General features: G+C 39.7%; 19 protein-coding genes, 10 tRNA genes and 1 rRNA gene. 29 read left to right on the top strand and 1 reads right to left on the bottom strand.

What is annotated here, in order from left to right; all coding sequences use genetic code 11:
* The first annotated feature begins 23 nt into the window (after positions 1–23).
* From rrf to rocF, 12 genes are all read left to right on the top strand, one after another.
* Positions 24–139, top strand: a 5S ribosomal RNA gene (gene rrf, locus J7E81_RS29005).
* A gap of 14 nt (positions 140–153) precedes the next feature.
* A tRNA-Asn gene (locus tag J7E81_RS29000) sits at positions 154–228 on the top strand.
* 28 nt (positions 229–256) lie between these two features.
* Positions 257–329: transfer RNA gene (locus tag J7E81_RS28995), tRNA-Thr, on the top strand.
* A gap of 21 nt (positions 330–350) precedes the next feature.
* A tRNA-Glu gene (locus J7E81_RS28990) sits at positions 351–425 on the top strand.
* 9 nt (positions 426–434) lie between these two features.
* Positions 435–510 (top strand) — tRNA-Val (locus J7E81_RS28985).
* Between the two features lie 19 nt (positions 511–529).
* A tRNA-Thr gene (locus tag J7E81_RS28980) sits at positions 530–605 on the top strand.
* 17 nt (positions 606–622) lie between these two features.
* Positions 623–707: transfer RNA gene (locus tag J7E81_RS28975), tRNA-Tyr, on the top strand.
* A gap of 46 nt (positions 708–753) precedes the next feature.
* Positions 754–828: transfer RNA gene (locus J7E81_RS28970), tRNA-Gln, on the top strand.
* A gap of 1 nt (position 829) precedes the next feature.
* A tRNA-Lys gene (locus J7E81_RS28965) sits at positions 830–902 on the top strand.
* A gap of 30 nt (positions 903–932) precedes the next feature.
* Positions 933–1,007, top strand: a tRNA-Gly gene (locus J7E81_RS28960).
* 2 nt (positions 1,008–1,009) lie between these two features.
* Positions 1,010–1,085, top strand: a tRNA-Ala gene (locus J7E81_RS28955).
* Between the two features lie 621 nt (positions 1,086–1,706).
* Positions 1,707–2,606, top strand: a complete 900-nt coding sequence (gene rocF / locus J7E81_RS28950) for an arginase (RefSeq protein WP_215047625.1) — start codon at positions 1,707–1,709, stop codon at positions 2,604–2,606.
* A 41-nt stretch (positions 2,607–2,647) separates the two neighbouring features.
* On the opposite strand, the gene J7E81_RS28945 is transcribed toward rocF, so the two are convergent.
* Positions 2,648–2,809: an aspartyl-phosphate phosphatase Spo0E family protein gene (locus J7E81_RS28945; protein ID WP_215047624.1), complete on the bottom strand. Its 162-nt coding sequence runs from the start codon at positions 2,807–2,809 to the stop codon at positions 2,648–2,650.
* Positions 2,810–2,996: 187 nt separating this feature from the next.
* Between J7E81_RS28945 and sigW the strand changes: the two genes are divergently transcribed.
* The 17 genes from sigW (at position 2,997) to J7E81_RS28865 (ending at position 25,139) form a co-directional block, all read left to right on the top strand.
* Entirely contained in the window at positions 2,997–3,560 is a 564-nt protein-coding gene (gene sigW / locus J7E81_RS28940; RefSeq protein WP_215047623.1) for an RNA polymerase sigma factor SigW, read from the top strand.
* Between the two features lie 15 nt (positions 3,561–3,575).
* Positions 3,576–4,199, top strand: coding sequence for an anti-sigma-W factor RsiW (rsiW, locus tag J7E81_RS28935; RefSeq protein WP_215047622.1), 624 nt, complete (start codon positions 3,576–3,578; stop codon positions 4,197–4,199).
* A gap of 132 nt (positions 4,200–4,331) precedes the next feature.
* Positions 4,332–5,159: a diadenylate cyclase CdaA gene (gene cdaA, locus J7E81_RS28930; RefSeq protein ID WP_215047621.1), complete on the top strand. Its 828-nt coding sequence runs from the start codon at positions 4,332–4,334 to the stop codon at positions 5,157–5,159.
* Positions 5,152–6,420, top strand: a complete 1,269-nt coding sequence (locus J7E81_RS28925) for a CdaR family protein (protein WP_215047620.1) — start codon at positions 5,152–5,154, stop codon at positions 6,418–6,420. The genes cdaA and J7E81_RS28925 overlap by 8 nt, the downstream gene beginning before the upstream one ends.
* Positions 6,421–6,459: 39 nt before the next feature.
* Positions 6,460–7,809 carry a phosphoglucosamine mutase gene (gene glmM, locus J7E81_RS28920; protein ID WP_215047619.1) on the top strand — a complete coding sequence of 450 codons (1,350 nt, stop codon included), beginning with the start codon at positions 6,460–6,462 and terminating at the stop codon, positions 7,807–7,809.
* Between the two features lie 512 nt (positions 7,810–8,321).
* Positions 8,322–10,124, top strand: a complete 1,803-nt coding sequence (glmS, locus tag J7E81_RS28915; protein ID WP_215047618.1) for a glutamine--fructose-6-phosphate transaminase (isomerizing) — start codon at positions 8,322–8,324, stop codon at positions 10,122–10,124.
* Positions 10,125–10,314: 190 nt separating this feature from the next.
* Positions 10,315–11,763: a PTS mannitol transporter subunit IIBC gene (locus J7E81_RS28910; RefSeq protein ID WP_285292067.1), complete on the top strand. Its 1,449-nt coding sequence runs from the start codon at positions 10,315–10,317 to the stop codon at positions 11,761–11,763.
* Between the two features lie 191 nt (positions 11,764–11,954).
* A complete protein-coding gene (locus J7E81_RS30755) occupies positions 11,955–13,160 on the top strand; it encodes a BglG family transcription antiterminator (protein ID WP_251028954.1) in 1,206 nt (401 codons plus the stop codon).
* A 23-nt stretch (positions 13,161–13,183) separates the two neighbouring features.
* Positions 13,184–14,074 (top strand): PTS sugar transporter subunit IIA, encoded by an 891-nt coding sequence (locus tag J7E81_RS30750; RefSeq protein WP_251028953.1) that lies wholly within the window; start codon positions 13,184–13,186, stop codon positions 14,072–14,074.
* Between the two features lie 2 nt (positions 14,075–14,076).
* Positions 14,077–14,514 carry a PTS mannitol transporter subunit IIA gene (locus tag J7E81_RS28900; protein WP_215047617.1) on the top strand — a complete coding sequence of 146 codons (438 nt, stop codon included), beginning with the start codon at positions 14,077–14,079 and terminating at the stop codon, positions 14,512–14,514.
* 226 nt (positions 14,515–14,740) lie between these two features.
* Entirely contained in the window at positions 14,741–16,645 is a 1,905-nt protein-coding gene (locus tag J7E81_RS28895) for a PTS mannitol transporter subunit IICBA (protein ID WP_215047616.1), read from the top strand.
* Between the two features lie 140 nt (positions 16,646–16,785).
* Positions 16,786–18,879, top strand: a complete 2,094-nt coding sequence (locus J7E81_RS28890; protein WP_215047615.1) for a BglG family transcription antiterminator — start codon at positions 16,786–16,788, stop codon at positions 18,877–18,879.
* Positions 18,880–18,884: 5 nt separating this feature from the next.
* Positions 18,885–20,027 carry a mannitol-1-phosphate 5-dehydrogenase gene (locus tag J7E81_RS28885; RefSeq protein ID WP_215047614.1) on the top strand — a complete coding sequence of 381 codons (1,143 nt, stop codon included), beginning with the start codon at positions 18,885–18,887 and terminating at the stop codon, positions 20,025–20,027.
* A 124-nt stretch (positions 20,028–20,151) separates the two neighbouring features.
* Positions 20,152–20,700 carry a glycerol-3-phosphate responsive antiterminator gene (locus tag J7E81_RS28880; RefSeq protein WP_275677339.1) on the top strand — a complete coding sequence of 183 codons (549 nt, stop codon included), beginning with the start codon at positions 20,152–20,154 and terminating at the stop codon, positions 20,698–20,700.
* Between the two features lie 212 nt (positions 20,701–20,912).
* Complete coding sequence (locus J7E81_RS28875; RefSeq protein ID WP_215047612.1) at positions 20,913–21,737, top strand: MIP/aquaporin family protein; 825 nt, start codon at positions 20,913–20,915, stop codon at positions 21,735–21,737.
* Positions 21,738–21,770: 33 nt separating this feature from the next.
* Positions 21,771–23,261, top strand: coding sequence for a glycerol kinase GlpK (gene glpK / locus J7E81_RS28870; RefSeq protein ID WP_215047611.1), 1,491 nt, complete (start codon positions 21,771–21,773; stop codon positions 23,259–23,261).
* A gap of 186 nt (positions 23,262–23,447) precedes the next feature.
* Positions 23,448–25,139 (top strand): glycerol-3-phosphate dehydrogenase/oxidase, encoded by a 1,692-nt coding sequence (locus tag J7E81_RS28865; RefSeq protein ID WP_215047610.1) that lies wholly within the window; start codon positions 23,448–23,450, stop codon positions 25,137–25,139.
* Positions 25,140–25,149 lie beyond the last annotated feature (10 nt).

The raw sequence follows: 25,149 nt of genomic DNA, 5'->3' as shown, positions 1-25,149 counted from the left end.
ATGAACTTCTTTCAACTAAATAGTCTGGTAATTAAGGCGAGAAGGTCACACCCGTTCCCATACCGAACACGGAAGTTAAGCTTCTCAGCGCCGATGGTAGTTGGGACTTTGTCCCTGTGAGAGTAGGACGTTGCCAGGCTGTTATCTTATTGTTCCGCAGTAGCTCAGTGGTAGAGCTATCGGCTGTTAACCGATCGGTCGTAGGTTCGAGTCCTACCTGCGGAGCCATTTTTATGTCAACACAATGTATAGCTGTGCTTCCATAGCTCAGTAGGTAGAGCACTTCCATGGTAAGGAAGAGGTCAGCGGTTCGAGCCCGCTTGGAAGCTTACCTTTAATTTAATTTTCTAGGCCCCTTGGTCAAGCGGTTAAGACACCTCCCTTTCACGGAGGTAACACGGGTTCGAGTCCCGTAGGGGTCACCATCTTAATATGGAGGATTAGCTCAGCTGGGAGAGCATCTGCCTTACAAGCAGAGGGTCGGCGGTTCGATCCCGTCATCCTCCACCATAAATTTTCCTTATTTTACGCCGGGGTAGCTCAATTGGTAGAGCAACTGACTTGTAATCAGTAGGTTGGGGGTTCAAGTCCTCTCGCCGGCACCATCTTTTTTTCTGAATATGGAGGGGTAGCGAAGTGGCTAAACGCGGCGGACTGTAAATCCGCTCCCTCCGGGTTCGGCGGTTCGAATCCGTCCCCCTCCACCATTCATATTTTTTAAAAAGTTGGACATACTAGAAGTAATTACATCTTTGGGCTATAGCCAAGCGGTAAGGCATCGCACTTTGACTGCGACATGCGTTGGTTCAAATCCAGCTAGCCCAGCCAAGAGCCATTAGCTCAGTTGGTAGAGCATCTGACTTTTAATCAGAGGGTCGAAGGTTCGAGTCCTTCATGGCTCATTTTATTTTCTAATATTTATCCGCATAGTTGCGGAAGTAGTTCAGTGGTAGAACATCACCTTGCCAAGGTGGGGGTCGCGGGTTCGAATCCCGTCTTCCGCTCCAATGGGGTCTTAGCTCAGCTGGGAGAGCGCCTGCTTTGCACGCAGGAGGTCAGGGGTTCGATCCCCCTAGACTCCACCATCACACTACATATTTGGTCTTAAATCATGTTCATGATTTAAGGCTTTTTTTATTTTTAGGACTTGGTGATTTTTATTTTTGGGGTAAGGAAGTCCTATATTAATGTATTTATTTAAATTGGTTTGAACTTTTTTTAGTCTAGTCTTTTAAAGGCAGCGGTGGCCTTTAAGACAATTTACATAGGGAGTTTTCTATTTTGTCCAATAGCCTTCGTCTATAGGACATTTTTTTGAAATTCGGAGGAAGTTTGTCTAATAGGGAGGATCTATAAGACAAAATTTAAGAGAAGCCAAGAGAGTTGTCCAATAGCTCTTGTCTATAAGACAATTTTAAGAAGCCTTAAGAGAGTTTTGTCGAAAAGTCCCAGTCTATTAGGGCAAATCAAAGAAGATCCCAGCGAGTGTTGTCAAATACAACACCCCATCATAAATTCGGAAGCAACTCAACTCCCTCTCCCTCTCCCTCTCCAAAACCAGAAACAGTTACCATCCTAAAAACGTAACCGCTTAACTACAGAATATTTTAAAAATAACGTATATATATACAGAATTTTGTCGAGTTGAGTCATCGATATGAAAACGGTTAAAATAGGTAGTATAACAGGCAAAGGGGAGAAAAGAGATGACAAAGAAACTATCAATTATTGGAATGCCGATGGACTTAGGACAAATGAGACGGGGAGTAGATATGGGGCCTAGTGCCATCCGTTACGCGGGAATTAATGAACGCCTAAAGCCTTTATTTGAAGAAATACATGACTGGGGTGATATCCCAGTTGGCAGACCAGAAGTAGTCATCGATAAAGAATCCAATCTAAGAAACTTAGATCTTGTAGCAGAAAAAAGCGCGTTGCTTGCAGATAAGGTAGATGAAGCAATTCAATCTGGTTCCTTCCCACTTGTACTAGGAGGAGACCATAGCATCGCTATTGGAACATTAGCCGGTGTTTCTAAACATTATAAAAACCTGGGTGTCATCTGGTATGATGCTCATGGAGATTTAAATACAGCTGAAACAAGCCCATCAGGAAATATCCATGGTATGCCCCTTGCCGTAAGCATAGGTTTAGGTCATCCGTTATTAACCGAAATCGGCGGATATAATCCAAAAGTAAAACCTGAGAACATTGTCATTATTGGTGCAAGATCACTAGATGATGGAGAGAAGGAATTAATTAAGGAAAAGGGCATTAAAGTTTACACCATGCATGAAATAGATCGATTAGGCATGACAAAAGTGATGGAAGAAACGATTGCTTACCTAAAAGAAAAAACAGATGGTGTTCATCTATCACTAGATTTAGATGGCTTAGACCCAAATGATGCTCCAGGAGTAGGGACCCCGGTTATTGGAGGCATCAGCTACCGTGAGAGCCATCTGGCCATGGAAATGCTTGAAGAGGCAGGCGTGATTACTTCTGCAGAATTTGTGGAAGTAAATCCAATCCTGGATGAGAAAAATAAAACAGCTATCTGCGCTGTGGAGCTAATGGGATCACTATTTGGTGAAAAATTATTATAAAAAAAGAAAGCTGCATACTAAACTATGCAGCTTTAACTATCCTACTGGGCCAATAATAGATAATATTGGTTAAGTAAGGAGTCAAGCTTCTTGCTTGCCTCAATTACTTTTTGATTGGACAGAGAAGTTTCAGATGCCAATCGAATCATATTATTTCGTTGAATTTCTATTTCTTCTACTAATCCTCGGTATGAAGAAGACATCATCTTCCACCTCTTTCTATGTACATACTATCTTTTTCCCCCGCAAAAAAAACTTTAAACATATTTTGTCCCATATTAGTAAATTTTTGTTAATATTAAGGATATTGAGAAGTTTTTTGTTTTAAAACGAAACCTTTTTTGCTGAAGTTCGTATATCGTATAGCGACAATGGAGCTGAGGAAACTTAATGGATACAATTGTGAAAAAAAGGATAAAGCAGGTCATTAAAGGAGATCAAGATGCCTTTGGTGAGATCGTAGAAATATATAAAAACAGTGTCTACCAGTTATGTTACAGGATGATTGGCAATCGTCATGAAGCAGAAGATCTTGCACAGGAAGCATTTATTCGTGCTTATGTGAACATTCAGTCGTTTAATCAAGATTTAAAGTTTTCAACATGGCTTTTTAGGATTGCCACCAATCTTTGTATTGACCGTCTGCGCAAAAAGAAACCAGATTATTATTTAGACGCGGAAGTCGCTGGAACAGAAGGCTTAACGATGTATTCGCAAATTTCCTCGGATTCTCCTTTGCCAGAGACCGAAGTAGAAAGTCTAGAGCTGCAGGAGAACGTTCAAAAGGAAATATTAAAATTGCCGGAAAAATATCGTTCCGCAATCGTCTTAAAGTATATGGAGGACATGTCTTTAAATGAAATAAGTGAGATCCTTGACCTCCCACTTGGAACAGTTAAAACAAGAATTCATCGCGGCCGGGAAGCATTAAGGCAGCAATTACGATATGTATAATGAGGTGAAACATAAATGTGTCCAGAACAGATCATCGAACTCATGCATGATTACTTAGATGAAGAACTTGACCTAGATGAAGAAAAAATCCTAAGAGACCACCTCAAAAGCTGTAAAGAGTGTGAAATGATCTTTAATGAATTAAAAAAGACGGATGCGCTTGTTAGAGGCATTTCCCATATGCAGGCGCCGCCTGACTTCACAGCAAATGTATTGGCCAAATTGCCGAAGGAAAAGAAAAAGGTGTGGATGCAGCGGTGGTTTACCAACCATCCGATGCTTACAGCAGCGTCTGTTTTTATTATTTTAATGATGGGAAGCTTGTTCTCTAGCTGGAGCCAGGATCAAGAATTCTCTGTCTCCAAGCAAAAGAATTTAGTGGTTAAAAATCATACGGTCATTGTTCCTAAAGGTGAAACCGTCAAAGGAGATGTCGTTGTTCACAATGGGAACGTGCGGATTGAAGGAGAAGTTAAAGGTGATGTCACCGTCATTAACGGAGAAAAATACTTAGCTTCTGCCGGTCATGTAACAGGACAAATAGAAGAAATAAATGAAGTTTTTGACTGGATTTGGTATCATATGAAAAAAACAGCTCAAGATGTAATGGATATTTTTGGCCAGCCTGAAACTAAATAAAAACAAATCACTCCACGGGGGTGATTTGTTTTTTTAACTACAGACATATAATAAAGTTGTATGGTGAATTTATGTTATAATAATTAAGTTGTATGAATTATATGTTGTTAGAAAGTTACGGAGGAACAAACAATGCAGTTTGCGGATCTCAGTATATGGAAGTATCTAGCTAGTATTGTTGATATTGCCCTCGTATGGTACGTCATTTACAAACTGATTAATGTGATAAGAGGTACAAAGGCAGTTCAATTATTAAAAGGAATCCTTGTTATTCTTCTTGTCAGGGTGGTCAGTGAGTGGCTTGGCTTAATTACGTTAAGCTGGATGATGCAACAGGCCATAAATTGGGGATTTCTTGCGGTTATCATTATCTTTCAGCCTGAGCTCAGGAGGGCCCTTGAACAATTAGGAAGAGGGCGATTCTTTTCGCGAAGCAGTACACAAGACGATGATAATCAGGAAAAAACAGTCGAAGCGATTGTTAAGGCGACAGATTATATGGCAAAACGCCGTATTGGTGCCTTAATTTCAATTGAAAGAGAAACGGGCATGAGTGATTACATAGAAACAGGTATACGATTAAATTCCAATATCTCTTCGGAATTGCTCATTAATATTTTTATTCCCAATACCCCGCTTCACGATGGTGCGGTCATTATCCAAAAAAATAATGTGTCAGCGGCAGCATGCTATCTTCCCCTATCTGAAAGCCCATTTATCTCAAAGGAACTGGGTACCAGGCATCGGGCAGCATTAGGAATAAGTGAGGTCACCGATAGCTTAACCGTTATAGTTTCCGAGGAGACGGGAGGGATTTCACTGACAAGGAATGGAGAGCTTCATCGTGATTTAAAAGTGGAGGAACTAAAAGAACTGCTTACCAGTGAAATGATGATTCATAATAAATCGAAACAGGCTTCTTCAGCTCGTTGGAACTGGAGGGGAAAACAAAATGGATAAATTGTTTGATAATCCTTGGTTTATAAAAATACTGGCCTTGTTATTGGCAGTCCTATTATATTCCTCTATACCACATACTGGTCAAAAGTTAACGGATGTGAATGTTCCTGGAGAACAAACAACAGAGACCATAAAGGATATTCCTGTAAAAGTCTATTATGATACGGAGAATTTAGTGGTTACAGGGATACCGAACACGGTCGATGTAACGATAAAGGGGCCGATTACCCATGTCCAATCGGCAAAGGCATTAAAAAACTTTGAGGTATATGTTGATTTAACAAATGCTAAGATTGGAAAGCAGAATGTAAAGCTCAAGATACGAAACTTATCTGATAAATTAAAGGCAACCATGAAGCCTGCAAGTGTAAAAGTGTCTGTGCAGGAAAAGATTACGAAGGAATTCAGGGTTGAAGCAGAATTCGATGGCGGCCAAATAGAGGATGGATACTCAGCTGGTCTTCCTGAAGTTGAGCCTAGAAAAGTAAAAATTACCGGTGCTAAAAGTGACATTGATAGAATTACTTACGTAAAAGCCACTCTTGATGGTACTGGAAAACTAAAAGCAACCATTTCAAAACAAGCTCAAATTCAAGTACTGGATAAAAAGTTAAATAAGTTGGATGTAACGGTTGATCCTGAAACGGTTCAAGTGACGATTCCAATAAAATCGAACAGCAAAACGGTTCCGATCAATATTGTAAAAAAAGGAACTGCTCCGGAAGGGATTACGGTTGAATCGATTGAGTTAGATGAAACAGAAGCCAAAATTACTGGAAGTGAAGAGGTCTTAAAAGATACAGACAGTGTAAGGGTGGAAGTCGACTTAAGTAAGATTACGGAAAACACAACACTGACCCTGCCAGTGATTATTTCAAATGGAGTTACCAAGGTCACCCCTCAGTTAGTAAAAGCAACTGTAGTGGTGAAGAAAGTGGAACAACAAAAACCAGCTGTAGAACAAACAACGGCCACGGATCAAGAAAAAACGGTCTTGGGCATACCTTTAAAACTTCAAGGCTTAGCTGATAATTTTAAAGCCGAAGTAACTGATCCCACAAGTCAGACTGTTAATTTACAAGTGAATGGACCGGCTGATTCTGTAACAGGGCTGGGACCCAGTGATTTCACGGTTTTTATCGACTTGACTGGCTTGAGTGAAGGGACCCATGATGTCAAAATCCAAGTAAAAGGGCCAACGGATGTCCAATGGACGCCTGACAAATCCACCGCAAAAATAACTATTACTAATAATGCCTAATTTATAGCATTACACATGTTGAAGGAGAGATTTTTTAAGATGGGTAAATATTTCGGTACCGATGGGGTACGTGGAGTAGCAAACAGCGAATTAACACCGGAAATGGCCTTTAAATTAGGCCGATACGGCGGTTATGTTTTAACAAAGGATAAGGATCGCCCTAAAGTACTGATTGGCCGTGATACCCGTATCTCAGGTCATATGTTAGAAGGAGCACTAGTAGCTGGGTTACTATCAATTGGAGCAGAGGTCATGCGTTTAGGTGTCATCTCAACCCCTGGGGTATCCTATTTAACCAAGGCATTAGGGGCTCAAGCGGGAGTAATGATTTCTGCTTCACATAATCCTGTTGCCGATAATGGAATTAAATTCTTTGGTCCAGATGGTTTTAAGCTGTCTGATGAGCAGGAATTAGAAATCGAGAACTATATTGACTTACCGGAAGACCAGCTGCCACGACCAACAGGGGCAGAACTTGGTCAGGTAATGGATTATTTTGAAGGCGGTCAAAAGTACCTGCAATACCTAAAGAATACAGTAGATGAAGACTTCTCAGGCATCCATATTGCCTTGGATTGTGCGCACGGAGCAACAAGTGCGTTAGCAAGTCATTTATTTGCAGACCTTGACGCTGATTTATCGACAATGGGGGCATCACCAAATGGATTAAACATTAATGCTGGAGTCGGATCAACCCACCCAGAAGCACTTGCAGCTCTTGTGAAGGAAAAAGGGGCTGATGTAGGTCTTTCTTTTGACGGTGATGGGGATCGTTTAATTGCAATTGATGAAAAAGGTAACATTGTCGATGGCGACCAAATCATGTACATCTGCGGAAAGTATATGAAAGAACAAGGCCGTTTAAAACATGGGACCATTGTTTCAACGGTTATGAGTAACCTTGGTTTTTACAAAGCCCTTGAAATTCATGGAATCCACAGTGTCCCTACAGCAGTAGGGGATCGTTATGTGGTAGAAGAAATGAAGAAAAGTGGTTTTAACCTTGGCGGTGAGCAATCAGGACACATCATTTTCTTAGACTACAACACAACAGGCGATGGATTATTATCAGGATTGCAGTTAGTGAATATCATGAAGGTAACAGGGAAGCCATTATCAGAATTAGCGGGTGAAATGAAAAAGTATCCGCAAAAACTTGTTAACGTACGAGTAACGGATAAAAACCATGTCACCGATAATCTAAAGGTAAAGGCTGTAATCGAGCAGGTTGAAGCGGAGATGGAAGGAAACGGAAGAATTCTTGTTCGTCCAAGTGGAACAGAACCGCTCGTTCGAGTTATGGCAGAAGCAGCAACAGAGGAACTTTGTGAATCTTTTGTAAACCGGATTGTTGATGTTGTTAAAGAAGAAATGGAATTAAAGGAATAAACGATACAACGAATATCGTACTACCTAAAAACTTTTAGCGGTATGGTATCATGTCTTCTTTTATGCATAAGGGAACAGATTCGTTCTCTTATGCATATTTTATAAGGAAAGTTCTGAATCATGTTTTTCCGTTTAAGTTTTTAGTTGACGGACGATTGACAAATCATGTAAGATTAGTGTGCTTGTTTCTTAAAGCGAAACTTTGGAAGGAGGATAGAGGTAGGAGCTTGGAAAAACTAAAAGCGCCTGGACTAATCAGAAGAGAGTTGATTAGTTGACGAGGAGGAGGATTATCGAATGTTCGGCGGATACCTCCCGGTTGCCTGCACACAACCGAAAAGTTCTTCTTTAAAACCTAGAGGCAACTCTATGCACAAAGAGAAGAATATGCGCATACTAACTGTAATGTTTAGAAAGGTATAGACAGATACCTTAATCAAAAGCAGAGATAAGGGGGCAAGCACTGCCTCCAAAAGCATTCTTGCCCCCTGATTCCAGGGAGGAAAAAGAAAATGTGTGGAATTGTTGGATATATTGGTCAAAACGACTCGAAAGAAATTCTTTTAAAAGGCTTAGAAAAGCTTGAGTATAGAGGGTATGATTCTGCAGGAATCGCTGTAAAGAATGAATATGGTGTTCATGTTTTTAAAGAAAAGGGCCGCATTGCGGATTTACGTGAAATTGTCAATGAAGATGTAAAAGGAAATATGGGAATTGGTCATACTAGATGGGCCACACATGGTGTTCCTAGTAAGACAAACTCCCATCCACATCAAAGTGTGTCAAGCCGTTTTACACTTGTTCACAACGGTGTAATCGAAAACTATGAGCTCTTAAAGCGTGAGTACTTAACAGGTGTACCATTCAGAAGTGAAACAGACACTGAAGTTGTCGTTCAACTGATTGAGCTATTTGTTCAAGAGGGCTTAGAGGTGATTGAGGCATTTCGTAAAACGTTAACCCTTTTACATGGATCATATGCCATTGCACTTTTAGATGAAGAAGACAGTGAGACTATTTATGTTGCGAAAAACAAGAGCCCGCTATTAGTAGGCCTTGGCAGTGACTTTAATGTTGTGGCAAGTGATGCCATGGCAATGCTTCAAGTGACCAATCAGTATCTTGAATTGATGGATAAGGAAATTGTCCTTGTTACGAAGAATGGAGTGACCATTCAAAACCTAAATGGGGATATTATTAGCCGTCAGCCCTATACAGCGGAACTTGATGCAAGTGACATTGAAAAGGGAACTTACCCGTACTATATGTTAAAAGAAATTGATGAACAGCCATTGGTTTTGCGTAAGATCATTCAAACCTATCAAAATGAGCAAGGGACTTTGATAGTTGACCCTAACATCATTCATGCTATGAATGAATCCGATCGTGTCTACATTATTGCAGCTGGAACATCCTATCATGCTGGTTTGGTTGGAAAGCAGTTTATTGAAAGCATTGCAAAACTGCCAGTTGAAGTCCATATTGCAAGTGAATTTGTTTATAATATGCCGCTTCTAACCAAGAAGCCGTTATTTATCTTCATTTCACAAAGCGGTGAAACTGCTGACAGCCGTGCTGTCCTTGTAAAAGTGAAAGAGTTGGGTTACCGTACCTTAACCATCACGAATGTACCAGGGTCAACTTTGTCACGTGAAGCAGATTATACACTGTTATTGCATGCAGGTCCTGAGATTGCTGTTGCTTCTTCGAAAGCCTATACAGCACAGTTGGCTGTGTTAGCTATTTTAGCGGAGGTAACTGCCAAGAGCCAAGGAATTTCAGTTGATTTTGACTTGATCCATGAGCTGGGAATTATTGCAAATGCAATGGAAGTACTTTGTGACTCAAAAGAGCTAATTGAACAAATCTCAAGAGAGTTTTTATCTGTTACACGCAATGCCTTCTTCATTGGCCGCGGGGTTGATTATTACGTAGGACTTGAAGGTGCCTTGAAACTGAAGGAAATTTCCTATATTCAAGCAGAAGGTTTTGCTGGCGGAGAGTTAAAGCACGGTACGATTGCATTAATTGAAGAGGGCACACCTGTTATTGCCCTTGCTACGCAAGCGAGCGTCAACTTAAGTATTCGTGGAAATGTGAAGGAAGTTGTAGCCCGCGGAGCAAACCCATGTATTATTTCAATGGATGGTTTAAATATGGATGAAGATAGTTTTGTCATCCCAGAAGTACATGAAGTATTAACACCGCTTATCTCTGTTATACCATTGCAATTACTTGCCTATTACGCTGCCTTACACCGTGGTTGTGATGTCGACAAACCACGAAATCTTGCAAAATCAGTAACGGTAGAGTAAAAGGATTATGATAAGGCTGGAGACGAATCATACTTGATTCGGCTCCAGCCTTTTTTGTTTTTTTTTGAAAAAGTAAATGTTGTCAACAACGACAGTGACAAAATGAAATTTAGTATCAATTGATGAATGTGTGAAAGCGTTTTAATATTAAGTTAGATAGATAAAAAAATATCAAGCGGGGGGAAACCTGATGAGTGAAACAGTTAAAGTGAAGTCAGAAGTAAACGTGACTGCTCAAGAAAAATCAGATGTAAAAGTTAAAATACAGAAGTTCGGTAGTTATTTAAGCGGAATGGTTATGCCAAATATCGGCGCCATTATTGCTTGGGGTCTAATTACCGCATTATTTATTCCGACCGGATGGCTTCCCAACAAGGATCTCGCTGCACTAGTAGGCCCAATGATTACCTACTTATTGCCATTATTAATCGGTTTTACCGGTGGTCGTATGGTGGGCGATATCCGTGGCGGGGTTGTCGGTGCGACAGCAACCATGGGTGTGATTGTCGGATCAGATATCCCGATGTTCTTAGGTGCGATGATTATGGGACCGCTTGGCGGATTTGTCATTAAGAAGTTCGACAAACTGATTGAGGGGAAAATAAAGTCAGGATTTGAAATGTTAGTCAATAACTTTTCAGCGGGTATTCTTGGAGGCGCTTTAACACTGCTAGCCTATAAAGGCGTAGGCCCTGTCGTTGAAGCATTAAGCAAATTCTTAGCATCTGGAGTTCAGTTCATCGTCGATCATAACATGCTGCCACTTGCTAACATATTTATTGAACCAGCAAAAGTCCTATTCCTAAATAACGCCATTAACCATGGTATTTTAAGTCCAATGGCCATTGAGCAAGCATCAAAAGCAGGAAAATCCATTCTATTCTTACTAGAAACAAACCCTGGCCCTGGACTAGGTATCTTACTTGCTTTCTGGTTATTTGGTAAAGGGACAGCGAAACAAACGGCACCAGGTGCTGTGATTATTCACTTCTTAGGTGGTATTCACGAAATTTACTTCCCATACATCCTAATGAAGCCAATGTTAATTTTTGCTGCAATGGCCGGTGGTGTAAGTGGAGTATTCACATTTAGTGTGCTTCACGCTGGACTTGTCGCTGCTCCATCACCAGGCAGTATCTTCGCATTACTTGCGATGACACCAAAAGGTGGATATTTTGCAACTCTTGCCGGTGTTATTGTAGCAACAGGCGTTTCATTTGCGGTAGCTTCATTGATTTTAAAAACAAGTAAGGCAACAGCTGAGGAGGATTTATCTTCTGCAGCGGTGAAGATGGAAGCAATGAAAGGGAAGAAAAGTTCAGTATCTTCCGTTTTAACCACACAAGAAGAAATCAAGCCTGAAAATGTAAACAAAATTGTCTTTGCATGTGATGCCGGTATGGGATCTAGTGCAATGGGAGCCTCCATTTTAAGAAATAAGGTGCAAAAAGCAGGTTTAGGTGTAACGGTTACGAACACGGCTATTAATAATTTACCTGCTGATGCGGATGTGGTGGTGACTCATAGGGATTTAACCGACCGAGCAAAAGCTAAATTACCGAATGCTAAGCATATCTCTGTAGAAAACTTTTTAAACAGCCCTAAGTATGATGAGTTAGTAAATAGCCTTAAAAAATAATTACAAAAGGGCCTGCACCTAATTATGTGCTAGGCTCTTTATTTTAATCATGTCAACAATACAAGCCACTAAATCATAAATAGCTTTTATTGTGTAGGGGTTTTATTGATTTAAAATAAAAGTATCAAATTTTAATTTTGGCAACAACATCCGATTTTAGGAACACGGTCGACCCATAAGGAAGGTGAGAAATGTATATTTCGGCAAGAGAAAGACAAATTCTTGAAGTCCTATTAAAGACCACGGATGAAACAACCGTGAAAGACCTGGCAGAGTTCATTGGGGTGAGCGGCAGAACGATTCATAGAGATTTAAAAAACATAGAAGATATTCTTGACGAATACAACATAAAGCTGCAAAAAAAATCAGGGGTTGGTGTCCAAATAACGGGCGAACAAAATAAGATTAGAGAACTGGAACTTTATTTGTTTAACCTCTCACATAAAGAATATACGCCAGATGAACGGCAAAGCATTATGCTGTGTGAACTATTAGAAACAAGTGAACCTGTAAAACTTCATGCACTTGCCTCAGACTTAAATGTAACGATTGCAACGGTTAGCTCTGACCTAACTAAGCTAGAAGAAAGGTTAAAAACGTTTGGATTAGCCCTGATTCGCAGGAGAGGCTACGGTGTTGAAATCGAGGGGGAAGAAAGTGCAAAAAGAAGGGCAATGAGTCAGTTAATTTCAGAATACCTGGATGAATCTGAGCTCCTCTCTTTAACACGGGATAATATCCAAATGAGGTCGACTCAGCAAATTCATAGCATTTCTGAAAGATTAATGGGACTGGTGGAAAAAAAGAAATTGGTGATTGTTGAAAACATCGTTAATTCGATTGTTCAAGAGCTGCCATTCTCAATGGCAGATAGTGCTTATATTGGTCTTGTGGTTCATTTAGCACTGGCTGTAGAAAGAATCCAAAAAGGAGAAGGAATTAATATCAATTTTTCTTATTTGGAGGACCAGAAGGTTACAAAGGAATACAAATTTGCTGAGAGAATAGTATCACAATTAGAACGGGTATTTACTATTAGTATACCGGAAGCGGAGATTGCTTATATTACCATGCACTTAAAGGGTGCAAAATTAAGGCATGAAAATGAACATTCAATCGAGGATACAAGTTTACAGGCCGCTATAAAAACGAAAAAGCTGATCGAAATAGTTGGGAAGCTAGCCGGGATGGATTTATCGACAAATCGTTCACTTTTTGAAGGATTAAGTGTTCATTTAAAGCCAGCTATCTATCGTATTAAGCAAAAGATGGGCATCAGTAACCCTTTGTTAGATAAGATTAAAAAGGATTATGCCGATTTATTTGAACTTGTGAAACAAGCGGTAAACCAGGTATTCCCTGAGTTTTATGTTCCCGATGAGGAAACGGCTATCTAGTCCTGCATTTTGGGGCAGCATTAATGGGCAGCAAAGACCTTGGCAATTTTAAAACACTTGTGGTCTGTTCGAGTGGAATAGGTACCTCTAAAATGCTGGCAACTAGATTACAAAAAGAGTTTCCTGAGTTGAGGTTCATCCAAAACGTTTCGGTAATGGAATTTCAGAAAATGGATAAGACCGATTATCAACTTGTTATCTCTACCATCCCTATACCTGATTATAACGGGGACTATATAGTGGTCAATCCATTCTTAAATAAGGATGAAATAGAAAAAATCCGCTCCTTTATCAATGAATATAAATTTGTAAATAGTTCAGAAACGCAACTTCCGGTGACGTTCCATCCGAATAAGAGTCAAAAGTCTACTTCCAAATTAATTGAAGAGATGAAAACAATCAAAGAGTATACAGGAACGATTGCAACCATTCTAGAGGGATTTGATTTAACCGAATTAGGTAATGAAACTGTAAAAGAGCTTTTAACCGTGACCTGTCAAAAGGAATTTCAGCTACAAAGAATCATTGACGTTGAAAAGGTTGTGGACGCCATCCTCGAAAGAGAAGGACTTGGAGGGAATGGTATTCCCGAAACAGCCATGGCGTTATTTCATGCACGATCCCCATATGTCATTCAGCCGATTTTTACTATCACGACACTAAATAAGCCGATAAGAGTTTTCGGTATGGATGGTGTAGAAATGAACATGGAATGTCTCATCCTGCTTTTATCACCTGCCAATGCATCAGAACAGATGTTAGAGGTATTAAGCTTTTTAAGTTCATTGTTAATTGAAAGCGAAGAGAATAGTAATGTTTTTCAATCTATTATCAAGGAAAAAATAGCTGGATTGTTAACAGATAGACTGGGACAATTTTTTAATCATAAATTAACGGAATTAAGGAGTGTATAAGGATGACAAAATCAATCTTAGCAAAAGAAAATATTCGATTAAACACAATCGTAAATTCTAAGGAGGAAGCGATTCGATTAACTGGGGGAATTCTTGTAGAAAAAGGCTATGTGGATGCTGACTATATTGAAAAAATGCTTGAAAGAGAACAATTAACGTCTACTTATATGGGCAATTTCGTCGCGATTCCACATGGTACCGAGGATTCCAAGCCATTTGTAAAGGAATCTGGCATATCATTTGTTCAAGTTCCACAAGGTGTGGACTTTGGGGCAGGAAATATGGTTAAGCTTCTGATTGGAATTGCTGGAAAAGATAATGAACACCTCGATATACTATCTAATATTGCCATTGTTTGTTCTGAAGAAGAAAACATCGAGAGACTTGTCTCTGCCCAATCAGCGGATGAGATCTTGGCCATCTTTGAAGATGTCAATTAATTCAATCGAGCCGTCATACCCAAATATAGTAGTTAGTTATTAAGAATAAGCCGTGGGCCTTTCCATGTATAACCTTTTGTTAGAAATGCTGTATATTCAATTTTCTTTGAGAAACAATAGGTTTGTCCCACTATGTGTGACAAATCTCACTTTACTCTTTATTGAATGCAGTGGTTCAGTGCCTTACTATAGATAGGGTACTATAACAAAGAAGGGATGAGAGCAAATGGCTCAATCTAATATAAAGGTAGCTGTACAAAAATTCGGCAACTTCCTAAGTTCGATGGTTATGCCGAATATATCAGCTTTCATAGCATGGGGGTTAATCACGGCCTTATTTATTCCAACTGGTTTCTTTCCGAATGAAAGCCTTGCCAAAATGGTCGGCCCAATGGTTACATACTTACTTCCTCTTTTGATAGGTTACACGGGTGGTAAGCTTGTACATGATCAACGCGGAGGAGTAGTTGGGGCAATTGCAACAATGGGGGTTATTGTCGGAACAGATATTCCAATGTTCTTAGGCGCCATGATCATGGGACCGTTCGGCGGTTGGGTCATTAAGAAATTTGACCAATCTGTTGAAGGAAAAATTAAAGCGGGCTTTGAAATGCTTGTCAATAACTTTTCAGCAGGTATCCTAGGTGGATTACTGGCGATCTTATCTTTCTTAGCAATTGGTCCAGCGGTGGATGTATTTACCGGGTGGCTTGTTGCGGGTGTTGATTGGCTGGTAAGCACAGGTTTATTGCCATTAACAAGTATCATTATTGAACCTGCTAAAATTCTGTTCTTAAATAATGCGATTAACCATGGTGTATTATCACCAATCGGTGTTGAGCAAGCAAAAACAACAGGAAAATCATTATTATTTCTTCTTGAAGCAAATCCAGGACCTGGTATCGGAGTACTTTTGGCATACTGTATTTTTGGAAAAGGTACAGCGAAACGAACTGCACCAGGAGCTGCCATTATTCAATTCTTTGGTGGGATTCATGAAATCTACTTCCCTTATATCTTAATGCGCCCAATGCTGTTCCTAGCAGTTATTCTTGGTGGAATGAGCGGCGTATTTACATTAGTCCTTTTAGGCGGTGGATTACTTGCTCCTGCATCACCGGGTAGTATCCTTGCTATTATGGCAGTCACTCCGCATCATGCAGGCACGTATCTTGCCAACCTGGCAGGGGTGCTGGTAGCAGGAATTGTTTCGTTTGTTGTTTCATCGTTTATTCTTAAAACAGGTAAACAACAAGAGGAAGATATCGAAGAAGCTGCCAAAAAAATGCAGGAAATGAAAGGAAAGAAGAGTTCAGTATCGAATGTCTTTTCTGCCACTTCCGCTACAATGCCTGAAACAGTAAATAAGATTGTGTTCGCTTGTGATGCAGGAATGGGTTCAAGTGCAATGGGTGCATCCTTGCTGCGTAAAAAAGTAAAAGAAGCCGGATTAAATATTTCCGTTACCAATACAGCGATCAGTAATTTGCCAGCAGATGCTCAAATTGTTGTTACACAAGAAGAGTTAACACCTAGAGCACAGAATAAGCTGCCAAATGCTTACCATATTTCAGTGGATAATTTCTTATCAAGTCCTGAATATGATAAATTAATTAACCAGCTTAAAAATCCGGAAACGGCTGGACTTCAAGAATTGGTAGACGATGCGGAAGCAAATGTTCCTGATGGAAAAAATCAGACGGATGATGCGTTACTTCTTGAGGAGAATATCTTCTTAAATCAATCATTCACGACAAAAGAAGAGGCGATTCGTTTTGCAGGAAGAGCGTTGGTGAAGGCTGGATACGTTAAAGAAAGCTATATCGATGCTATGATCGCAAGAGATGAAATGACGTCAACTTATATGGGGAATGATGTAGCAATCCCGCACGGAACAGAAGATGCGAAAAAGGATGTCTTAAATTCCGGGTTTACCGTATTACAAGTACCAGATGGTGTCGACTTTGATGGCCAAAAGGTTCGATTAATTTTTGGTATTGCTGGGAAAGATGGCACACATCTTGAAATCTTATCGGGAATTGCCGTTACATGCTCAGATATGGCTAATATAGAAAAATTAGTAGAAGCAAAATCAGCAAGAGAAATTATCGACATTTTAAATGATAAGTAAACATCAGATCGTTTGTGAATAGAAAAGCTGTTCTGCTGCTTTTCTATTCACTTTTTTAGAAAATGCCTCTATCCTCATTCATCATCCTTACCAAATTGTAAGTTCTCATATTGTTACGATCACAGAAACGAGCTGGTAGCATGTATATAACAAATAGGGAAAAGGCAATTATTGAATTACTCGTTAAAACATCTGGAAAACAAACAGCAGCATCTCTGGCGAACCACTTAAATGTAAGCGGCCGTACAGTTCACCGTGATTTAAACGGGGTAGAAAAGATCCTTCAGACGTTTGATCTTCACTTAATTCGTCATTTGGAAACAGGGCTTAGGATTGAGGGAAAGAACGAAAATATCTTTCGGTTAGTACAGAAGGTAATGAGTATGGTTCCAATCGATCAAACTCCGGAAGAGAAGAAATTGCAGCTGCTGATTGTCTTGATGCAAGAGGATGCCTTTAAAATTCAAGCTTTAGCAATGGAACTCGGTGTTAGTAACGCAACGATAACCAACTATATTGAGGAATTGACGGAATGGTTACGCCCTTTTAATGTGACGATTACTAGGAAAAGAGGAGTAGGCGTTGATCTTACGGGATCAGAGTCAGCTAAACGAAAAGCACTGGCGAGCTACTTTTTGTTGTATTTTTATGAAGAGTTAATTGAGAGTTTATTTTTAGTAGAAAACGGAAAATATACTCAAGAATTAATAGTGAACTACTTTGTTCCTGAATACATCGTTGTGATTGATCGACTAGTAAATACGATATTTAATCGTACACAGCAGCGGTTAGCCGATAATGATTATATCGGACTGATTGTACATATAGGTATAACCATGCAACGGACCTATGCTCTCTTCCTGCTTGAAGAAGAGGCTGGATCTATGAATAACCTGCTGACCGAATATAACTTGATTAAGGAAATATGCGGGCAGCTTGAAGAAGCCTTCTCAGTAACATTTAGGGAACAAGATCTGATTTATTTGGCTGGGATCTTGAAGGGATCTAAGCTTCAGTCTGTAGATGTTGTGCCTTATGACAGCCTTGTTCTAAGTAAAATGGTAAAGACCCTAATACAGGATGTTTCATCACAGTTACATATTGATCTCACGAATGATTTTTCCTTGTATCAGGGGCTCTTAGCTCATATGGAACCATCCCTGTATCGAATTAAACAACAAATGGGATTGTTTAATCCTTTAAAAGAGGAAATAAAACAGAAGTATCCCTTTCTGTTTTTAGCGGTTAAAACTAGTGTTGAAAAGCTGTTTACCGATATTGATTCTATCCCAGATGATGAAATTGCCTTTATTGTCCTTCATTTTGGGTCTGCCTTAGTGATGCGGGAAGAGAAATTATCAGTAAATGCATTAATTGTCTGTCCAACAGGTATTGGGACATCCAAAATGTTAGCTAGCAGGATCAAAAAAGAGATTATGGGTATTGACCATATTGAAATAAAATCATTAAAAGAAATCCAAAATCAAACAAATCTGAAAAGGTTTGATCTCATCATTTCGACCGTAAAGCTCCCTTTTTTAGACATTGATTATCTTTTGGTTTCTCCACTTTTAACAGAGGAGAACATTCTCGCCATTAGGAACTTTTTGAAAAACAACCTAAAAAAGGTAATGGAAAAAAGAAATTATCTACCCTCGTCAGATACCAATGCCTCATCAACGGGTGTTAAACCAATTGGAACCATTTATGAAAAGTTAAACCTGCTGAAGGATGTACAAAAAAGTATAGAGGCTATATTAACTAATTTCAAAGTGTATCAACTGCAACAGGTAAAGGAGCATGAAAAAGTGCTGGCAGAAATGGTCCTTACGATCCAAAAGCAAAAGCTTTTAAGCTCAAGCATAGATGTTCTAGCCTCGTTAAGGGAGCGGGAAAGAAAGGGCGGCCTGGGTATACCGGGTACGGGAATGGGCCTTTTCCATTGCAGAGATAAGAATATTCATGAACTTATTTTTCAAATCTCGCCTTTACAGGAACCGATTATGGTTAAAGGCATGGACGGAAAGGATATGTCCATGAAAACCTTGCTATTACTGCTCGCTCCTGAGGAATTAAGTGTGAGAGAGCAGGAAATAGTAAGCTTGATTAGCACTAGTTTGATTGAAAACCAAGAAGCCATTATGATTTTTTCATCAGCAAATGAGCAAGTGATTCGTGCAAAATTAGAGGCGATTTTTTTACATTATCTCCAAACAAAAATAATAAAGGAATGATAAGAATGGAACTAGCAGTTCATTTTGGAGCAGGGAACATAGGAAGAGGATTTATCGGGGCGCTTTTTTCACAGTCTGGCTATCATGTTACCTTTGTGGATATTGCCGATCAAATCATTAATCAATTAAATGAGGAAAAACAATACCAAGTAAAATTAGCCACGGCTGAACAAGAAAGTATGACGATCAAGAATGTTTCCGGATTAAATAATATGACGCAAGAAAGTGATGTAATCGAAGCCATCAAGCAAGCTGTCTATCTAACCACTGCGATTGGACCGAATATTCTTCCCCATATTGCACCGTTAATTGCTAAGGGATTGGCGGAAAGAGTAAAGGATAATGATGAAAAACTGTATGTAATAGCATGCGAGAATCAAATTTCGGCTACCGACTTACTAAAAGGATATATCTTTGAACATTTAGATAGTGAAACCAAGGAGAAATTAGAGGGTAAAGTATACTTCTTTAATTCGGCAGTTGACCGAATCGTGCCCCTTCAAAACAATCAAGGATCACTTGATGTATTGGTAGAACCTTATTATGAATGGGTAGTAGAAACCAGCGATAACATTCCACCAGTTGAAGGGATGAAAATGGTTGCTGATCTTGCTCCTTTTATTGAACGAAAATTATTTACCGTAAACACAGGTCATGCCGTGATTGCGTATTTGGGATATCTAGCGAAGAAGTCCACGATTGATCAGACATTAGCAGATGAGGAAATCGTAAAACAGGTACAAGCAACGCTAGGCGAAACAGGTGCCTACCTCATTCATGAATATGGTTTAGATCCTGAAGAACATGGCCAATACATTGATAAGATTATTCATCGTTTCCAAAACGCTTATTTAAATGATGATGTGACTAGAGTAGGACGCTCGCCTCTCCGTAAGCTTGGTCCTAATGATCGTCTCGTACGTCCTGCTGTTGAAGCAAATAAATCCGGTCTTTCCTACACGAACCTTGCAAAGGCAATTGCTTCCGCCCTGCTGTTTGATTATCAAGATGACCCAGAGGCTGTAAAGCTGCAAGCCATGATAAAGGAAAACGGACTCCCATCTGTCTTAAAAGAAGTGAGCGGGTTGGCTGAAAATAGTGAAATTACAGTAGAAGTAATCAGGTATTATGATTTGTTAAAGAAATAAAAGAAAGGGGTCAGTCCCTCGCTGCTTGTAAAGGAGCGGGAGGCCGACCCTTTTTTTGCTATTGAATAATAAAGATTTTCTCTTTAAGATAGTAGAAAAGTTGGTACAAAGGGGATTGAGTCATTTGGAACAAAAGATATTACCTGCTTCAGGGAATATGAAGGAATTTGAGAAATTCCTAAAAAGCCCATTTGAAATCGGTGTTTATTTAGATATGCACATAGCGCAGCTAAAAAATATTAACTTAATGGCAAAGCAGCACAATAAACAAATGATTTATCATGTTGATTTAATCCATGGAATTAAAAATGATGAATATGCAACCGAATATATCTGCCAAGAATTCAAGCCTTATGGATTAATTTCAACCAAGTCAAGTGTCATCCAAAAGGCAAAGCAAAAAGGTGTAGTTGCAGTGCAAAGGATTTTTTTAATTGATAGTCATGCACTTGAAAAAAGCTACAAGCTGATTGAAAAGACACAGCCAGATTATATTGAAGTACTTCCTGGAGCAATGCCTAAAATGATAACAGAAGTAAAAGAACGAGTGAAAACACCTATATTAGCTGGAGGACTCATTCGAACATCTGAAGACGTTTATGCTGCATTAGAAGCCGGTGCCTCTGGAATTACCACATCTAAAAAAGAGCTATGGAACCTATTTGCCAATTAGTTTTTAACTTTAATACTATTTTAATCATAAAAAGGTATTGACACCGCTTTCAACTTTGTACTATACTCGTCTTAAGTTAATATTTTGTGACGGAGATAAGGAGATTCACACAGAGACCCATTAATGGGTTCATTCTGTTGTGAATCTCTTTTTTTTCGTTTACAGCCTAGACATAACAGGAAAAATAATATAAAAGAGAGAGGGAAAGAAAAATGACACCATTCGTTGGGGAAATGATTGGAACAATGATTCTCATTGTGTTTGGCGCAGGAATTGGGGCTGGCTCTTCTTTAAAGAAGTCATATTCCAATAATGCGGGATGGATCGTAATTACAGTTGCTTGGGGACTTGCAGTAACAATGGGGGTTTTTGCGGTAGGTTCGGTCAGTGGAGCTCACTTAAACCCGGCTGTCACAATAGCCTTAGCACTAAATGGAGATTTTCCTTGGTCTGATGTGCCGTCCTATATTTTGGCACAAATGCTTGGCGCTATTTTAGGATCGGTGTTAATTTATTTACATTACCTGCCTCACTGGAAGGAGACGGACGATCCTGCAACAAAGCTTGGGGTATTTGCGACAAGTCCTGCTATATCGCATACTTTTTCAAATCTATTAAGTGAAATGATTGGTACCTTTATCCTTGTTCTTGGTCTATTATTTATTGGAGCTAATAAATTTACAGAAGGATTAAATCCACTTGCAGTCGGTTTATTAATTGTGGTCATCGGTATGTCTTTAGGTGGGACAACTGGTTATGCAATCAATCCAGCTCGTGACCTTGGTCCGCGAATTGCTCACTTCTTATTGCCAATCAGTGGAAAGGGAAGTTCTAATTGGGGCTATTCATGGATTCCGGTTGTCGGACCGCTTTTAGGCGGCAGCCTTGGTGCGGTTTTTTATAAAACAGTCTTTTTAGGAAAAGCAACAGGGTCTCTTTGGATTGTATTAGGAATCAGTGTTGTGGTCCTATTACTTTCATTTGTAACTAGTAAAAAGCAGAGTTCTCTTAGAAGTCAGGCTAACCAAGTAGCTTAATAGTAAGATATTTTATAAATGGGGGAATTTATCATGGAAAAGTATATTTTAGCTTTAGATCAAGGTACAACAAGCTCAAGGGCTATTCTCTTTAATAAAAATGGAGAAATTGTTCATACTGCTCAAAAGGAATTTACACAGCACTTTCCGAAGCCAGGATGGGTGGAACATAACGCAAATGAAATTTGGGGTTCCATTCTTTCTGTCATAGCAGGTGTGCTCTCTGAGTCAGGCATCAAACCTGAACAGATATCTGGAATTGGCATCACCAATCAGCGTGAAACAACGGTTGTATGGGATAAGGAAACGGGAGAGCCTGTATACAATGCACTTGTTTGGCAGTCTCGCCAGACAAGTGAAATTTGTGAACAGCTGAAAGAGAAGGGATATAATGATCTTTTCCGTGAAAAGACAGGGCTTCTTATCGATGCCTATTTTTCCGGAACCAAAGTGAAATGGATTCTTGACAATATAGAAGGTGCGCGCGACAAAGCAGAGCAGGGCAAGCTTTTGTTTGGCACAATCGATACATGGCTGATTTGGAAGCTCTCCGGAGGCCGTGCCCATGTAACCGATTATTCTAATGCATCTCGTACACTCATGTTTAATATTTATGACCTTAAATGGGACGATGAATTATTAGAAATACTAGGGGTTCCAAAAACAATGCTTCCAGATGTACGCCCTTCATCAGAAGTTTATGCAAACACCATTGATTACCATTTCTTTGGTAAAGAAATCCCGATCGCAGGAGTGGCAGGGGATCAGCAGGCAGCATTGTTTGGGCAGGCTTGTTTTGAAGACGGAATGGCTAAAAACACTTATGGCACAGGCTGCTTTATGTTAATGAATACGGGAGAAAAAGCAGTTCGGTCTGAACATGGCTTATTAACTACCCTTGCCTGGGGATTAAATGGCAAAGTGGAATATGCACTGGAAGGCAGTATTTTCGTAGCAGGTTCAGCCATCCAATGGCTGCGTGACGGCTTACGAATGTTCAAGGACGCCAAAGATAGTGAGGAATATGCGAAAAAGGTTGAATCTACTGAAGGTGTGTATGTCGTTCCTGCTTTTGTTGGATTAGGAACACCTTATTGGGATAGCGATGTCCGCGGAGCTGTGTTTGGTTTAACAAGGGGAACAACGAAGGAACACTTTATCCGGGCAACGCTTGAGTCGTTAGCCTATCAAACAAAGGATGTATTATCCGCAATGGAAGCAGATTCTGGAATAGAACTGAAAGCACTTCGTGTTGATGGCGGTGCTGTAAAAAATAACTTTTTAATGGAGTTCCAAAGTGATCTATTAAACGTCCCGGTTGAACGTCCGGTTGTAAACGAAACAACTGCATTGGGAGCCGCTTATTTAGCGGGACTGGCAGTCGGTTTCTGGGAAAGTCAAGAGGAAATCGCAAAGCAATGGGCGGTAGACTGTAAGTTTGATCCAAAAATGACAGACGACAATCGAAACAATCTATATGATGGCTGGAAAAAGGCAGTTAAAGCTGCAATGGCCTTCAAATAATATTAGTTGTATCATGATGATTCAATATGTTAAGATAAACCTAAGTTAATATTTGTCAGGAGAAGTCGGAGAGACCACAAAAACATTATCGCAATTGGATAATGTATTTTGTGGTCTTTTTCTATTTCCATCCTATATTTCAATGCATATGTAAATAATAAGACACGTAATCGGGAGGAAGAGACGATGAAATTTTCAACCTTACATCGAGAAGAGATAGTCAATAAATTAAAAGGTGAAACATTTGATGTATTAGTTATTGGAGGCGGTATAACCGGCGCAGGGATAGCCTTGGATGCCGAATCACGTGGATTGAAAGCGGCTCTTGTTGACATGCAGGATTTTGCAGCTGGTACATCAAGCAGATCAACAAAGCTCGTTCATGGCGGCTTACGATATTTAAAACAATTTGAAATAAAGATGGTAGCGGAGGTTGGAAAAGAACGGGCCATCGTTTATGAGAATGGTCCCCATGTAACGACACCAGAATGGATGTTATTACCGATCCACCAAGGGGGAACGTTTGGTAAGTTTAGTACATCCATCGGCCTGCGGGTTTATGATTTTTTAGCGGGAGTGAAAAAGCAAGAACGCAGAAAAATGCTTTCAGTTGAAGAGACACTTGCCAAAGAACCATTGGTGAAGAAATTAGGATTAAAGGGAGGCGGTTATTATGTAGAATATCGTACGGACGATGCCCGTCTGACGATTGAAGTAATGAAGGCTGCCGTTGAAAAAGGTGCCACTGCCAGCAATTATACAAAAGTAATGAAGTTGCTTTACAACAATGGAAAAGTGATTGGAGCACTTGTACAAGATCTGTTAACCGGTTATAAATACGAAATCCATGCAAAAAAGGTCGTCAATGCTGCCGGACCATGGGTTGATAAGATCCGCGAAATGGACCAGTCAAAAAAAGGAAAAGTGCTGCAGCTGTCTAAAGGGGTCCACCTTGTGATTGATCAGTCACGATTCCCTTTAAAACAAGCTATATACTTTGATACACCTGATGGCAGAATGGTATTTGCGATTCCTCGTGATGGTAAGGCGTATGTTGGAACAACTGATACTTTCTATAATGAGGATGCAGTAAATCCTAACCTGACGGTTGCTGATCGGAATTATATTATCGATGCTATCAATTATATGTTCCCAGAAGTAAAGATAAGCGAGAATGATATTGAATCAAGCTGGGCAGGTGTTCGCCCGCTGATTTATGAAGAAGGAAAAAGTGCGTCTGAGATCTCTCGAAAAGATGAGATTTGGGAATCTGAATCAGGATTACTTACAATTGCTGGAGGGAAATTAACGGGTTATCGTAAAATGGCTGAAATTGTGGTTGATCGATTAGTAGCTATATTTCAATTAGAAGAATCAAGAAGTTTCTTACCTTGTCAAACAAAGCATCTGCCGATTTCTGGTGGAGATGTGGGAGGTTCAAGTAATTTTAATAGTTATGTTGCTAAGATGCTTAAAAAAGGAGAGGAAGCTGGACTAACAAAAGCAGAAGCGGAACATTTATCGAGAATCTATGGCTCGAACGCAGCTGCTGTTTTTAACATTCTTAAGGAGAATGCAGCTGATGCAGTGAAATATAACTTGCCGCTGCCTCTTTTTGCAAAATTAATTTATGGAATTGAACATGAAATGGTTGTAACACCAATTGATTTCTTTAACCGCCGTACTGGAGCTATTTTGTTTGATATTCAAACAGTGCAAAGGTGGAAAAATCAGGTGATTGCCTGCATGGCTGAGAAACTAAACTGGACGGAACAAGTTAAAAATAATTATTTACTATTACTCGAAAAAAATTTAACAGATGCTATGATCCCTTTAGATGAACAAGATGTACCACTTCGTGTGGTTAACGGGGACTAAATATTCCCTT

Origin of the sequence: Bacillus sp. ISL-18 (genome assembly GCF_018613415.1) — a bacterium.
Classification (GTDB): Bacteria; Bacillota; Bacilli; order Bacillales; family Cytobacillaceae; genus Neobacillus.
The sequence above is the reverse complement of the archived record's forward strand: the minus strand, read 5'-3'. Positions and strand labels throughout refer to the sequence as shown.